The 15,205-nt window shown below is 40.3% G+C and carries 11 protein-coding genes; all 11 read left to right on the top strand.

All coding sequences use genetic code 11. The annotated features are described in order from the left end of the window. The first annotated feature begins 12 nt into the window (after positions 1 to 12). The 11 genes from BLP50_RS03795 (at position 13) to BLP50_RS03845 (ending at position 15,198) form a co-directional block, all read left to right on the top strand. Positions 13 to 1,239, top strand: coding sequence for a UTP--glucose-1-phosphate uridylyltransferase (locus tag BLP50_RS03795; protein ID WP_090151283.1), 1,227 nt, complete (start codon positions 13 to 15; stop codon positions 1,237 to 1,239). Between the two features lie 37 nt (positions 1,240 to 1,276). Beyond that, the gene (locus BLP50_RS03800) at positions 1,277 to 2,698 is read left to right on the top strand and encodes a sugar transferase (protein ID WP_090151285.1); all 1,422 of its coding nucleotides are present in this window, start codon (positions 1,277 to 1,279) and stop codon (positions 2,696 to 2,698) included. Beyond that, positions 2,698 to 4,047, top strand: coding sequence for a glycosyltransferase family 2 protein (locus BLP50_RS03805; RefSeq protein WP_090151288.1), 1,350 nt, complete (start codon positions 2,698 to 2,700; stop codon positions 4,045 to 4,047). The genes BLP50_RS03800 and BLP50_RS03805 overlap by 1 nt, the downstream gene beginning before the upstream one ends. A 162-nt stretch (positions 4,048 to 4,209) precedes the next feature. Next, positions 4,210 to 5,772 carry an LCP family protein gene (locus BLP50_RS03810; protein ID WP_090151291.1) on the top strand — a complete coding sequence of 521 codons (1,563 nt, stop codon included), beginning with the start codon at positions 4,210 to 4,212 and terminating at the stop codon, positions 5,770 to 5,772. A 130-nt stretch (positions 5,773 to 5,902) separates the two neighbouring features. Beyond that, positions 5,903 to 7,735, top strand: a complete 1,833-nt coding sequence (gene glmS / locus BLP50_RS03815) for a glutamine--fructose-6-phosphate transaminase (isomerizing) (protein ID WP_090151294.1) — start codon at positions 5,903 to 5,905, stop codon at positions 7,733 to 7,735. Positions 7,736 to 7,802: 67 nt separating this feature from the next. Further along, positions 7,803 to 9,113 carry a S1C family serine protease gene (locus BLP50_RS03820; RefSeq protein WP_176753670.1) on the top strand — a complete coding sequence of 437 codons (1,311 nt, stop codon included), beginning with the start codon at positions 7,803 to 7,805 and terminating at the stop codon, positions 9,111 to 9,113. Between the two features lie 108 nt (positions 9,114 to 9,221). Next, positions 9,222 to 9,665 (top strand): VanZ family protein, encoded by a 444-nt coding sequence (locus BLP50_RS03825; RefSeq protein WP_143001115.1) that lies wholly within the window; start codon positions 9,222 to 9,224, stop codon positions 9,663 to 9,665. Positions 9,666 to 9,833: 168 nt separating this feature from the next. Next, positions 9,834 to 10,766, top strand: coding sequence for a carbamate kinase (gene arcC, locus BLP50_RS03830; RefSeq protein ID WP_090151304.1), 933 nt, complete (start codon positions 9,834 to 9,836; stop codon positions 10,764 to 10,766). 170 nt (positions 10,767 to 10,936) lie between these two features. Then, complete coding sequence (locus BLP50_RS03835; protein WP_090151308.1) at positions 10,937 to 12,721, top strand: ABC transporter ATP-binding protein; 1,785 nt, start codon at positions 10,937 to 10,939, stop codon at positions 12,719 to 12,721. A 2-nt stretch (positions 12,722 to 12,723) separates the two neighbouring features. Next, positions 12,724 to 14,457 carry an ABC transporter ATP-binding protein gene (locus tag BLP50_RS03840; protein WP_090151636.1) on the top strand — a complete coding sequence of 578 codons (1,734 nt, stop codon included), beginning with the start codon at positions 12,724 to 12,726 and terminating at the stop codon, positions 14,455 to 14,457. A gap of 33 nt (positions 14,458 to 14,490) precedes the next feature. Continuing rightward, complete coding sequence (locus tag BLP50_RS03845) at positions 14,491 to 15,198, top strand: ABC transporter ATP-binding protein (protein ID WP_090151311.1); 708 nt, start codon at positions 14,491 to 14,493, stop codon at positions 15,196 to 15,198. Positions 15,199 to 15,205: the final 7 nt, after the last annotated feature.

Here is a 15,205-nt window from a genome sequence, read left to right on the forward strand (position 1 = left end):
GAATAATTTATAATGTTTACTAAAGAACAAGCTATTAATGTATTGAGGGAGAATAAGCAGGAGCACGTCATGAAGTTTTTTGACGAGCTTGATGCTTCAAAACAAGCAGAATTTCTTAATCAGATTGAGAATATCAACTGGTCTGATTTCAAGCTTATCGGCGGAGATGAATCTGCCGGAAGAGGACAGTTTTCTGTTCCACCTGCTGTTGAGATTTCTGAGATTGAAAAGAGACATGATGAGTTTCAGGCTGTTGGTCTTGAAGCTATAAAAAAGGGTGAGGTTGCAGCAGTACTTCTTGCAGGAGGCATGGGTACTCGACTTGGATTTGATTTACCAAAGGGCTGCTTCAATGTAGGCAAGACTAGAGAGCTCTATATTTTTGAGTGCCTCATTAACAATCTTATGGATGTGGTAAAGCAGGCAGGATGCTTCGTTCCCCTCTATATCATGACAAGTGAAAAAAATGATCAGGCTACTAGAGCTTTCTTCAAGGAGCATGATTATTTCGGATATAATCCTGAGTACGTTCAGTATTTCATTCAGGATATGGCATGCGCTGTAGACTACGATGGCAAGCTTCTCTTAGAGGACAAGGGCCGTCTTGCAACATCACCTAATGGTAATGGTGGCTGGTATGCATCTATGGTAAAGGCTGGTCTTGATAAGGATTTAAAATCAAAGGGCGTTAAGTGGATTAACATCTTTGCAGTAGATAATGTTTGCCAGCGTATTGCGGATCCAGTATTTGTAGGTGCTACAATTGCAGGTGGTTTCCAGGCTGGCTCCAAGGTAGTTAGAAAGGTAGACCCACAGGAGAAAATGGGACTTCTTTGTCTTGAGGATGGCAAGCCATCAATCGTTGAGTACTATGAGATGTCTGACGAGATGGCAGAGGCCAAGGCAGAGGATGGCAGCCTTCTTTACAAGTACGGCGTTATCCTTAATTACCTTTTCTCGCTTGAGAAGTTGGATGAGATTGTTAATAACAATATGTATGTACATGTTGTTGAGAAAAAGATTCCTCATATTGATGCCGATGGCAATCAGGTTTCACCTGAGTCACCAAACGGCTACAAGTTTGAGTTATTAGTGCTTGATATGGTCCACATGATGGATTCAAATCTGGCATTCGAGGTGGATAGAGTTAGAGAATTTGCACCAATCAAGAATCTCCATGGTGTTGATTCGGTTGATAGTGCAAGAGAATTACTTGAGAAAAATGGAGTTACACTCTAAAAATTAGGGTACATCCCGAAGCTTTTAGGAGATAGACGTGTATAAAAAGAAAAAACGTTCCTGGGTAAAACATCTAGATTTCATAATACTTGATATGTTGGCAGCTGAGCTTGCCATCTTTATAGGTGTATACCTTAAGTTTCACAGTATTATCTTTCTAGATAAATATGAGTGGTACAACTTGTATCAGAACTTGGCAAAGATTTTGCCATTCATTGATTTGACAGGTGTGCTTTTCTCAGAGACCTACACAGGAATACTTAGACGAACTAAATATCAGGAGCTTACTTCCACTATCTGGCATTGTGTAATTAATTTCTTGGGCGTATTTATTTACATGTATGGTACCCAGACTACATATTACTACTCTCGTTTTGCTATAGGTGCTTTTGCTGTTGCAATGGTAATTGTCACCTATTTCTTCAGAGTAATTTGGAAGAGATTAATTCGACGCAGAAAGCTTCTTGATATCAATAAGAGGTCTATGATTGTGGTTGCTGAGGCTTCCACTGTAGAGCACTGTCTTTCTGAGATTGCCCACAGCCCATACACAGAGTTTAAGGTAGAGGGTGTGGCAGTTGTAGACGAGGATATGACAGGTCAGGAGATACAGGGCATTCCTGTAGTTGCATCAGCTGACAATCTACTTGAATATTTGAGGACTAATGTTGTTGATGAAGTGTTCCTTGACGGTAACACTAGAGCCAGTGAGGAGAGCCTTGCAGGACGACTTGTTGAGCAGGGACTTACAGTTCATATGGCCCTCATTCACACTAACAACCTGATGCCTAACAGAATAATGGAGACTTATGGTGACTACGTGGTACTTACTACAAGTATGCACATTGCCAATAATAAGCAGGCTTTCCTTAAGAGGGTTATGGATATTGTTGGGGCGATTGTTGGTCTTGTTCTTACAGCTATTGCATTCATTATATTTGCACCTATTATTAAGATTCAGTCACCAGGACCTGTTTTCTTTACCCAGACACGTATCGGTGAAAATGGCCGTCGTTTCAAGATTTTTAAGTTCCGCACAATGTATGTGGATGCAGAGGAGCGAAAAAAAGAACTCTTAGATCAAAATGAGATGGATGGAAATATGTTTAAGATGGAAAATGATCCAAGAATCATTCCTATCGGACATTTCCTTAGAAAATATTCTATTGATGAATTGCCACAGTTTTTAAATGTTCTCATTGGAGATATGTCCCTTGTTGGCACCAGACCTCCTCTTGAGGATGAGTACGAGAGATACGCTCTTCACCACAAGGCTCGTCTTTCAATCAAGCCAGGCCTTACTGGTATGTGGCAGGTAAGTGGTCGCAGCGACATCAAGGATTTTGAGAAAGTTGTTGCTCTTGATACACAGTATATTTCTGATTGGTCATTGGGACTTGATATTAGAATTATATTAAAAACAATAGCCGTTGTTTTTGGCGGAAAGGGCTCGAAATAGTGGCAGATGCATATTTTACATTAGTCGTATGGACTATTGACACCAACATGGACCAGTTTAAGGACATGCTGGAGTCCATCGACCAACAAGAATATCGCGAATTTGAACTTTATATTTTAGACAACAATCCTTCTAATGCAATCGAGATTACTATCAAGGAGTTTTTCCCTGATATTGTGGACAAGGTTCATTACAGAAGATTGAAGAAGAAATCAGGTGGCGCCTATGCTTACAACATTGGCGCTCATTTTGCTGAGGGAAATTATTTGGTTTATCTGGGTCAGCACGATAGACTCAGTGCCAAGACCCTTGGGGCATTAAATGAAAAAATAAATTCTAGAGAGGATTTTAATTCTATAATCTATACTGATTCAGACGAGCTGATTGGCCTAGATAGAATGAATCCTCACTTCAAAAGTGATTTCAATAAAGAACTTCTTTTGCAGACTAATTACATAGGAGATTTCTTTTGTTTGCCAGTGGCTCTCTATAAAAAGCTAGGGGAGTTTAATGAGAAGGCAAAGACCGCCTATATTTACGAGTACTACCTGAGGGCGGCATTTAAAAAAGAAAAAATCGAGCACATCCCTTCCCTTTTATATCACAAGAGAATAGATAATAAAATCAAGACAAAAGAGGATAGGGCTGCTGGGAGATTCTATTGTAATGAACACATGGCTCTTGCTATTTCCTACCTGAGGAAGACAGGTGTTATCTGCCGAGGACGAGTGGATGCCAATATGAAAAAGTGGCACATCGACTACGACGAGACGGCATTTAGGAGGTTTTCTGGTGACTACATGTTTTTAAGGGATGAAAATGTAAAGCTTTTCACCAGAAACAATGCCAAGAGAATGTATGCTTACCTTAGCCAGCCAGATGTGGCGGTGGTAGGATGTCGCTTTATAAATAGAGGATTTACCCTTGATAATGTTGGATACATTTATGGAGAGGATGGAGCTCAGTATCCTGCATTTCACGGACAGCGAATCTTCAGGGACAGCTACGAGGGACTTGCCAGTATGCCTCATGATGTGGCTATGGTGGACAGCGGATGCTGTATGATAGATGCAAAAGTATATAGGATGCTAAGAGGCTTTGATCCTAGGCTTTCAGGCCGAGATGCTATGCTTGATTTTTGCATAAGAGCACGTGAAAGGGGATTCCGTACGGTAGTAGTTCCAAAGTGTATTGCAAGGTACAAAAATAAAGACAATATCTCTACAGAGGAGTCTCATGATTTTCTTATGGAAAAACACAGGGAGCTAATAGAAAAAGGTGACGGCTTTTACAATAAAAACCTGCCTGTAGGTATGGAAAATTATCGACTTCCAGGAATGGAGGAATAAGACCTAAAAAAGCTAGACGTGTTTATTGATTTTTTGTTTATTTTTTTAGTGAATGTGACGGAATAATCTCCGTTTTCTTGACAATTTGAGAATACCTAGAGTAGACTTAATCAGTATTACTATTTTTAAAAGATTACTACTTAAAGATGGGAGACAGTGGAAATGAGTAATTTCGAAGATTACGATTTGACTAGAGGCGCTGGCACTAGAAGTCGTGCCAACAGAACACCAAATCGTGTAAATAATGGAGCACCTCGTAGAAGACCAGATTCTCAGTACTCACAGGGACAGATGAATTATGATTATGATATGTCCCTTGATGATGAGATGGATATGTATAATTATGACTTACAGGGAGAGGCTATGGACCAGCGTATGCCACGTCAGGGTGTATCACGCCAGGGCACTGCTAGATCAGCAGGAGCTAGAACAGGAGCATCACGTCAGGGACAGCCACGCAGATCATCACAGCCTGTACGTCATTCTGCTAGCCATCCAGGTACTAGAAGCAGTTCTTCTCGCTCAGGTAGAGGTGGTTCTTCTAGACCTAGTTCAGCAGGTGCGTCAAGACGCCCATCTAGTTCAAAGAAGGGCAACACTTCTAGAAAAAATAAAAAGAAAAAGACCAGAAGAACAGTTATTGTAGTTGAGGTTGTAATTCTTTTAGTTCTTGCATTGGTATTCTTCCTTTGGAACAAGATCAGCAAGATCGACACAGGTATTACATACGAGAAAGAGACTAATGACTTGGATGAGGCTACAGTAGAGCTTCTTAGTAACTACACCACCATTGCTCTTTTCGGTGTAGATAACCGTAGCACAGGTAACACTGATTCTGGTAATTCCGATACTATCATGATTGCAGCTATTAATAACGACACTAAGGAAGTTAAGCTAGTATCTGTGCAGCGTGATACATACCTTAAGGTAGAGGATGATAAGTACAGAAAGTGCAACTATGCATATGGACATAGCGGCCCTGATGGAGCTTGTAATATGCTCAATGCCAACTTAGATATTTCTGTAGATGGTTTCGTTGCTGTTGATTTCTGGACTCTTGCTACTATCGTTGATGATCTTGGCGGATTAGAGCTTGAGATTACACAGAAGATGATTAACACTGACAATCCAGACACACATCAGAATGCTTTGGCAGGATATATTGCTGAGGTAGAAAATGTACTTAACTATCATCCAGATGAAGAGGATGGCTGGAAGAAGAGCGATTGCTACTTCGATTCTCCTGGTACATACAAGCTCAACGGAGCTCAGGTAGTTGGTTATTGTCGTAACAGATACGCTGTAGATAACGATTACGGTCGTGCAGCAAACCAGCGTATGGTAGTTAATATGATTGTAGAAAAGGCTAAAAAGGCAGACTTAGTTACACTTAACAAGATTACAGACCATGTCTTTGAAAAGATGTCTACAAACTTGTCTAAGACACAGCTTATTTCTATGGCTACTGCAGTAAAGGATTACGAAATTGTTGGTTCTTCAGGATTCCCATTTGATTTGACTACTGGTACATTCGGTAGCAAGGGAAGCTTGGTTGTACCATGTACACTTAGCACTAACGTTGTTAAGCTTCATGAGTACCTCTATGACCAGCAGGATTACACTGTAACAGAATCTGTTCAGGCTATATCTGATAAGGTATCTAGTGACACTGGTACAAGTGAGGGCAGTGCTACAGTCAACCAGACGCCGGATTCGTCTCAATAAACATAGGAATATTAACTAGGGTTTCTTGTGGGTGCAATGATGTACCCACAAGACTCTTGTTTTATTATGAACAATTTTTATAGTAAAATATTTCATTATAAAGACTAATTTTTTTTAAGAGGATAAATAAATGTGTGGAATAGTAGGTTATGTTGGTAAGTCTCAGGCAGCTCCAATTTTGCTTGATGGACTTAGCAAGCTTGAGTACAGAGGTTATGATTCAGCTGGTATGGCTGTTTATGATGGCAAGAAAATTGAGTTTGAAAAGGCTAAGGGACGTCTTCGTCTTTTAAGTGAAAAGACTCATGATGGCGACAGCATGAAGGGTACTATTGGTATCGGTCATACACGTTGGGCTACACATGGTGAGCCTAGCGAGACTAATGCTCATCCACATTTAAATGAAGATGAGACTATCGCTGTTGTTCACAATGGTATTATTGAAAACTACGCCAAGCTTAAGGATAAGCTTATTAAGCGTGGCTACTCATTTAAGTCAGAAACAGATACTGAGGTAGTTGCACATCTTCTTGATTACTATTACAAGCAGGGCAATGACCCACTTACATGTGTGACAAAGGTTATGCACCGTGTTGAGGGAGCATACGCACTTGGTATTATTTTTGCAGATTTTCCAGATCAGATTTATTCAGTCCGTAAGGATAGCCCACTTATCGTTGGTCTTGGTAAGGACGGCAACTTAATTGCTTCTGATGTTCCAGCTGTTCTTAAGTATACTCGTGAAGTTTACTTCATCGAGAATGAGGAGATTGCTAGACTTTCAGAGAATGCCATTGAGTTCTTTGATGTGGATGGTCAGCCAATCGAAAAGGAATCTAAGACAATCGATTGGGATGTTGATGCAGCAGAAAAGGGTGGCTACGACCACTTTATGATTAAAGAGATTCACGAGGAGCCAAAGACTGTTCGTGATACTCTCAATCCTCGTATCAAAAATGACAAGGTTGATATCGAGGAGCTTGGCATGAGCGATGAGGAGATAAAGTCTATCTCTCGTATTCGTATCGTTGCCTGCGGTAGTGCTTATCATACAGGCGTTACTGCAAAATATGTTTTCGAGGAGATGGCTCGCATTCCTGTAGAGGTAGATATTGCATCTGAGTTCAGATATCGCAATCCAATTCTTCAGGAGAATGAGCTTGTTATTGCAGTCAGCCAGTCTGGTGAGACAGCAGATACAAAGGAAGCAGTTCGTATGGCTCGCGCTATGGGCAACATGACACTTGCAATTGTTAATGTTGTTGGTTCATCTATCGCTCGTGAGGCAGAAAAGGTTATGTACACATGGGCAGGTCCTGAGATTTCAGTTGCCACAACAAAGGCTTACTCTGCTCAGCTTATTGCATTCTACTTGCTTGCAATGAAGTTTGCAGAGGTTAGAGGTCTTCTTGGCGAGGATGAAATGAAGGAGCTTATCAAGGATCTTAAGATGCTTCCAGAGCAGATTGAGATGCTTCTTGGTAACAAAGAGCGCATTCAGAAGTTTGCAAATAGATTCGTTGCAGCTAAGGATGTATTCTTCATTGGTCGTGGTATTGACTACGCTATTTCAATGGAGGGTTCACTTAAGCTCAAGGAGATTTCATATATTCACTCAGAGGCTTATGCAGCTGGTGAGCTTAAGCACGGTACTATTTCTCTTATTGAAGAGGGTACTTTGGTTGCAGCAGTAGCTACTCAGGACAGTGTATATCCAAAGACAGTATCTAATATTGTTGAGTGCAAGACACGTGGAGCATTTATCCTTGCAGTTACTACAGTTGGTAATGAGGATATTGAAAAGGTAGCCGACTATGTAATGTATATCCCTCAGACTAACAGATACTTTACTAACTCACTTGCAATTATTCCATTGCAGTTGTTTGGTTACTATGTATCAGTTGGTAAGGGTTATGATGTTGATCACCCAAGAAACTTAGCAAAATCAGTTACTGTTGAATAAGTTATCACCTAAACGTCACATTAAGGTCTTACACTACGCTTAGTACATGCGAAATGGAGGCGAGTTTATGAGTGACATGTATAACAACCAGGGCCAAGGCGAATCATTCTATCAGTGGACTCCTTACGATGATGGAAGACAGCCTAAGAAGCCTAAAAAACAAAAGACATTTTTCAACAAGATTGGACAGACTGCGTTAATAGCGCTCGTATTTGGTTTGATTGCAGGCATTACATTTGAGTCTGTTATTACCGTTTCTCATAAGATGTTTGGCAGAGATGTGGAGATAGAGCAGACAGAGACTTCAGATGATGAATCTGGACCTGTTACAAGTACGGATACAACAGAAGGAGCTACAACTGTCAGCAATATAGATATTGCTACTGATGTTTCTGATATAACAGGCAATGTATTGCCAGCAATTGTTCAGGTTACAAATGTGGGCCTAGTTGAGTACCAGACATTCTTTGGTACTTATCAGCAGGAGGTCAATCAGGCTGGTTCAGGAATAATCATTTCACAGGATGACAAGAACATCTACATCGCTACTAACAATCATGTAGTTTCAGGAGCTGAGACTCTTACTATTACATTCAGCGATGGCGAGGCAGTTGAGGGTACTATTAAGGGTACAGACTCTTCTTGTGATTTAGCAGTTGTTTCAGTTCCAGTTAAGAAGATTCCTGAAAAGACACTTTCAACTATCAAGATTGCCACATTAGGTGATTCAGACAAGGTAGATGTTGGAGAGTTTGCTATAGTAGTTGGTAATGCTATGGGATATGGCACATCAGTTACTACTGGTATTGTTTCGGCTAAGGATAGAGAGGTATCTGTTGAGGATGATGCCGGCAATGTAGTTAACAACAAGCTGATTCAGACAGATGCAGCAGTTAACCCTGGCAATTCAGGCGGTGCACTTCTTAATGCCAAGGGTGAGGTAATTGGTATCGTTTCAGTAAAGCTTGTGGATACTCGTACAGAGGGCATGGGTTATGCTATACCTATTTCATTTGCTTGGGATATCATTAAGCAGATGATAGACAACGATGAGGTATCAGCCCTTGATGCATCTTATCTTGGAATAGCAGGATATGATGTTACAGCCGAGGATGCTGAAAAGTATGATGTTCCTCTTGGAATATATGTAATGAAGGTTGCTAAAGATTCCGGCGCCGAGGCAGCAGGCATAGAGGAGAAGGATGTAATTACATCATTCAATGGACGTACAGTTACATCTTTCAGCACTTTGGATAACATAATGAAATACATACCTGCAGGCACTACTGTAGATGTAACAGTTGCAAAGGCATCTAACAACTACAAAGAAGAGACAGTTCAGGTTACTCTTACCCACAAGGCAGAGGATATGAGATAAAGCATCAGGCTACTGAGGATTCAGAAATTGGTGCATGGATTTAAATAATAAATATTATTGAGTGAAGCCAGTTGGCTTCACTCTTTTTTGTATGGTACAATACCACTTATGAATAAGAAGAAAATTGTTATTAGAATTATTATTGTGCTTTGGCTTTGTCTGATTTGGGGTCATAGCTTACAGCCGGCAGTGGTGTCGGAGCAGGAGAGTGGATTTTTCCTGGATTTTTTAATTAAATATTTACCTGCTATATTTGATAATGAGGCTGGGATGTTTATCCTTAGGAAATCAGCCCATTTCATGGAGTATTTTATTCTTGGATTTTTGCTTTGCGGTGAGTTTATTTCATATTTGCGAGGATTCATCAAGCGACTTTCGGTCCCTGTTTTAGTGGGGCTATTTGTAGCATTTATAGATGAGACAATTCAGCTTTTTGTTGTGGGACGCTCAGGTGAAATCAGAGATATGTGGATTGATTTTGCTGGAGTGGCACTTGCCACACTTATTATGCTTGCAATCTCAGGAAATAGAAGAGGCTCTAGAAGATACTAGAATAAATATTTGCCGTTTTTATTTGGTAATTACATTTTTCTAGAGGGGCAAATATGGTAAACTATCTATATAAAAATATGGTCGGATAAGTAATGCACAAGAGCCCTAAGCACCAGCGGAATCGGTGAGAGCGAGGGCATTACATAAGGCAGCATAGGGAGGAAAAACATGAGCAAGAAGAGAATAGTTATTGCACTTGGACATGATGCACTTGGCACTACAGTTTTAGAGCAGTGGAACGCTACAAAGCGTACAGCTGTTGCAGTGGCAGAATTTATTAAGCAGGATTATCAGGTGGTTATCACTCACAGTAATGGACCACAGGTTGGCATGATTCACACAGCTCTTTCAGAGTTCTATCAGAATCATCCAGACTACACACCTACTCCTATGTCAGTTTGTTCTGCAATGAGCCAGGGTTACATCGGATATGATTTGCAGCAGGCTATTCGCTCAGAGCTAGTTGGTAGAGGCATTTACAAGCCAGTTTCTACAGTTCTTACTCAGGTGACAGTTGATCCTTATGATGAGGCCTTCTACAAGCCTACAAAAATAATTGGTCGTGTTATGACAGCTGAGGAGGCTGACGCCGAGGAGGCAAAGGGCAATCACACAGTTAAGGTAGAGGGAGGCTATCGCCGTATAGTAGCTGCTCCAAAGCCAATGGAGATTGTTGAGATTGATGCTATCAAGGCACTCTGTGATGCAGACCAGGTTGTCATCGCAGCAGGTGGTGGCGGTATCCCAGTTCTCTCACAGGATAACAAGCTTAAGGGTGCTTCTGCAGTAGTTGAAAAGGATACAGCAGCTGGACTTCTTGCATCAGAGCTTGATGCAGACATGCTTGTAATACTTACTTCTGTTTCAAAGGTTTGCAAAAACTTTGGCAAGGACAATGAAGAGCCTCTTGATTATATTTCTGTTTCAGAGGCTAAGAAGATGCTTGAGGCAGGAGAGTTTGGCGCTACAGATATGGCTCCAAAGATTCAGGCAGCTATCGAGTACATCGGTGATTCAGCAATCCGCAAGGTACTTATTACAAAGCTTTCTGACGCTGGCAATGCAGTTGGCGGTCAGACAGGTACAATGATTGGTAAATAATAAAATGGATATATGACAGCATCGTCAGATAATGACGGTGCTGTTTTTTGCGTAAATTTATCAATTGGTTAGTCGTGGCTAATTTTAGTTTGACACGTATACCGCGTAGTGATAATTTAAGATAGGTAACAGTGATAAGTAAAATTATTTTCGCAGGGAGGAAATATTAAATGGATGCTGAAGTAAAAAAGAAAAGCGTAATGCCAAGATTGTTTGGATACGCTAGAAATCATAAGTATCTTATGATTGTATCATGGATACTTGCAGGAATAAGTGCACTTTTAGCCCTTGCACCATTTTATTATATTTGGTGCATCATAAAGGAAGTAATAGAGGTGCGCCCTAATTTTAGCCAGGCAACACACATTACTACATATGGCTGGCATGCTGTAGGAATGGCTGCTTTGTCATTGCTTATTTATATGGCGGGACTTATGTGCTCCCATTTAGCAGCTTTTAGAGTGCAGGTAAATATGCGAACAGCCATGATGGAGCATATTATGAAGCTTCCTATGGGCTACATCGAGTCAGAGGGAAGTGGAAAAATAAGAAAGATCGTTTCTGATTCTACAGCTGCTACAGAAACTTTTATCGCTCACAGTCTTCCGGACAAGGTTGTAAGTTATGTGACACCAATTGGAATTATAGGATTCTTGCTTTATTTTGATTGGAGAATTGGTCTTATCTGTATGATTCCAGCATTATTGGCATTCCTTTGCATGGGAAAAATGATGGGAAAGGAAATGCAGGTGGCAATGAAGGAGTACCAAAACGCTCTCGATGAAATGACATCTGAGGCAGTTGAGTATGTAAGAGGTGTACCTGTAGTAAAGACCTTTGGTCAGTCGGTATTTTCATTTAAGCGTTTTAAAGAATCAATAGATAAATATGAGGAATGGGTAATTAACTATACAGTAAATATGCAACTTCCAATGGTTGGATTTGTGACTCTTTGTAATGCAATATTTGCAGCCTTGGTAATTTGCGGATTCGTATTTACGAAGTCAGGAGTTCAGACAGAATTCTTATTTAACATTCTCTTCTATATCATCATCACACCAATTCTAACTGTAACTTTGATGAAGGTTGCCTATGCTAGCGAGAGTCAGATGATTGTTATGGATGCCCTATATAGAATGGATTCTATTCTTAATGTAAAGCCTCTTTCTGAGTCTATGAATCCAAAGCAGCCAGCTGATTCAGGCATTACACTTGAAAATGTTAAATTCGCATATTCGGATTCTAAAAAGAATGCGGTGGATTCAATTAATCTAACAATTAATCCAGGAGAGCATGTGGCGCTTGTAGGACCATCAGGTGGTGGCAAGACAACACTGGCTTCTCTTGTTGCTAGATTCTGGGATGTTAATTCAGGAAGCATCAAAATCGGTGGAGTCGATGTAAAGAATATTGCAAGCAAAGATCTTATGAAAAATGTTTCCTATGTATTCCAGGATAGCAAGCTTCTTAAGATGTCGATTCTCGACAATGTAAAACTTGGAAATCCTAATGCTACAACAGAACAGGTTATGCAGGCATTAAAAGATGCTCAGTGTATGGATATAATTGAAAAATTCCCAGAGGGTGTAAATACAGTTATTGGAACTGAAGGTGTATATGTCTCTGGCGGTGAAGCCCAGCGTATCTCTATTGCAAGAGCTTTTCTTAAGAATGCGCCAATCCTTATTCTTGATGAAGCAACAGCATTTGCAGACCCAGATAATGAGGCAAAGGTGCAGCAGGCATTTGCAAATCTTTCTAAGGATAAGACAGTTATTATGATTGCACACCGCCTGTCTACAGTTGTGGATGCAGACAAGATTTGTGTCCTTTCTGGTGGAAAAATAATAGAATCAGGCAAGCATCAGGACCTTGTAAAGGCAGATGGTGTTTATAACCATATGTGGACAGAGTACAACAAGTCAGTTAATTGGAAGGTAGGTAAAGGAGCATGAGTATAGTAGAAAAGTTACAGCATAAATATGCCCTTTCTGAAAAAGGTGCTAAGGATATTATTAAAGCCATTGCAGCTTGTACATTATCAAATTTCTCAATGATGTTTCCTGTTGGAGTGTTATTTACATTTTCATCGGATTTATTAGAAGGCAATAATTTAAGGGACAAAACTTCATTTTATATTATTGCATCCCTTGTCTGTTTGGCGCTTATTGCCCTGACACAGTACATTCAATATAACGCTACATTCTATTCGACCTATGTGGAAAGTGGCGTTCGCCGTCGTTCTCTTGCAGAAAAACTAAGAAAAATACCTCTTTCATTCTTTGGGAAGAAGGATTTGGCGGATTTGACAAATACAATTATGGCGGACTGCGCGGTGCTGGAAACAGCTTCATCTCACTGGCTTCCAGAGCTTATAGGTGCAATGATTTCTACGGCAATTATTGTTGTCTCTCTTTTCTTCTTTGATTGGAGAATGGCAATTGCGGCTATGTGGGTATTGCCAGTTGCTTTTTTAATAGTATTCTTCTCTAGACCTTTTATGCATAGAATGAATCGCAAGGGTAATAAATATAGAATGGCATGTCTAGATGGCATCCAGGAAGCCCTTGAGACAGTTCGTGATTTGAAGGCCTACAATGCACAGGAAGAATATATGGTGGGACTTAAAAAGAAGATTAAGGCAGTTGAAAGTCACACTATTGCTGCGGAATTTTTAAATGCAGCCTTTGTTGGAAATGCTCAGTTGATTCTGAAATTAGGTATTGGAACAGTGGCTGTAACAGGTTCTGCACTTTTAGTTAAGGGAGACATTAACGTAATTACGTTTTTTATGTATTTGCTTGTGGTTTCAAGAATGTATGAGCCACTTCAGATTTCCCTTCAGAATCTATCCGCAATGATTGCTACAGATACTCAGTGTGAGCGTATGGATGTTATTCTTTCTCATCCAGAGCAGACAGGTGCGGAGGTTCTTACAAATGACGGATATGACATCGAGTTTAAGGATGTTAAGTTCTCATATGAGGATGGTGAGTCAGTTTTAAATGGTGTAAGCTTCACTGCAAAGCAGGGTGAGGTTACAGCCCTTATTGGACCATCAGGCGGTGGTAAGACTACAGTTTCAAGACTTGCTGCAAGATTTTGGGATATTGATTCAGGTCTTGTAACAGTAGGTGGAATGGACGTCAGCAAGGTGGAGCCAGAGACACTTTTATCAATGTATTCTATAGTGTTCCAGGACGTTACACTTTTCAATAACACCATTATGGAAAACATCCGAATCGGTAAGAAGGATGCTACTGATGAGGAGGTAATGGCAGCAGCTAAGCTTGCTAGATGCGACGAATTCGTAGAGAAATTACCAGAAGGATATCATACAAAAATTGGTGAAAATGGCTCAGAGTTATCAGGTGGTGAGCGTCAGAGAATTTCTATTGCAAGAGCATTCCTTAAGGATGCCCCTATTATCCTGATGGATGAGGCAACAGCTTCCCTTGATGTAGACAACGAGTCACTTATTCAGGAAGCTATATCTGATTTGATTAAGGATAAAACAGTTCTTATCATTGCCCATCGAATGCGTACAGTTGATGGAGCTGACAAAATTGTTGTTCTTAAAGATGGTGTCGTTGCCGAGCAGGGCGCTCCAGCAGAACTCCATGGTGTTCAGGGAATCTATTCTCATATGATAAATATGCAGATGGAATCAGATACATGGAAGATGGCATAGGATGACAAAAGATTAATGCTAGGAGGGAATGATATGTCAGAGAAATTCTTGGAAGTAAAGGACATATATAAGGCATATGGAACTGGCGATAGCCGCCAGGAGGTACTTAGGGGCACAGATTTTTCGGTAGCGAAAGGAGAGTTTTGCGTTTTGCTTGGACCATCGGGTTCAGGCAAAAGTACCCTTCTCAATATAATTGGTGGAATAGATAGTGCTGATTCGGGCTATATTTCTATTGATGGTGAAAAGCTAAAAGACATGAATGAAAAGGCTCTTACAAATTATCGAAGAAAGCATCTGGGTTATGTATTTCAGCTATATAATCTGATTCCTAATTTAAATGTAAAGGAAAATATCGAAGTGGGAGCCTATCTTTCAGATAATCCGCTTGAGATTGACGATTTATTAAATACGTTAGGCTTGTATGAGCATCGCTATAAGTTGCCAAATCAGCTTTCCGGAGGACAGCAGCAGAGAACATCGATAGGCAGGGCAATTGTTAAAAATCCAAATATTTTACTTTGCGATGAGCCTACAGGTGCTCTTGACTATAACACTTCAAAGGAAATCTTGGGACTCATTGAAAATGTAAATCAGCGATACGGAAATACGATAATTATGGTTACCCATAACGAGGCAATTTCTCACATGGCAGACCATACCATTAAGCTTAGAGATGGTGTAGTCCGCAAGAGCATTATAAACGAGAATAAAGTATCAGCAGCAGATTTAGATTGGTAATTAGGAG

It is taken from the genome of Pseudobutyrivibrio sp. AR14 (assembly GCF_900101325.1).
Taxonomy (GTDB): domain Bacteria; phylum Bacillota; class Clostridia; order Lachnospirales; family Lachnospiraceae; genus Pseudobutyrivibrio.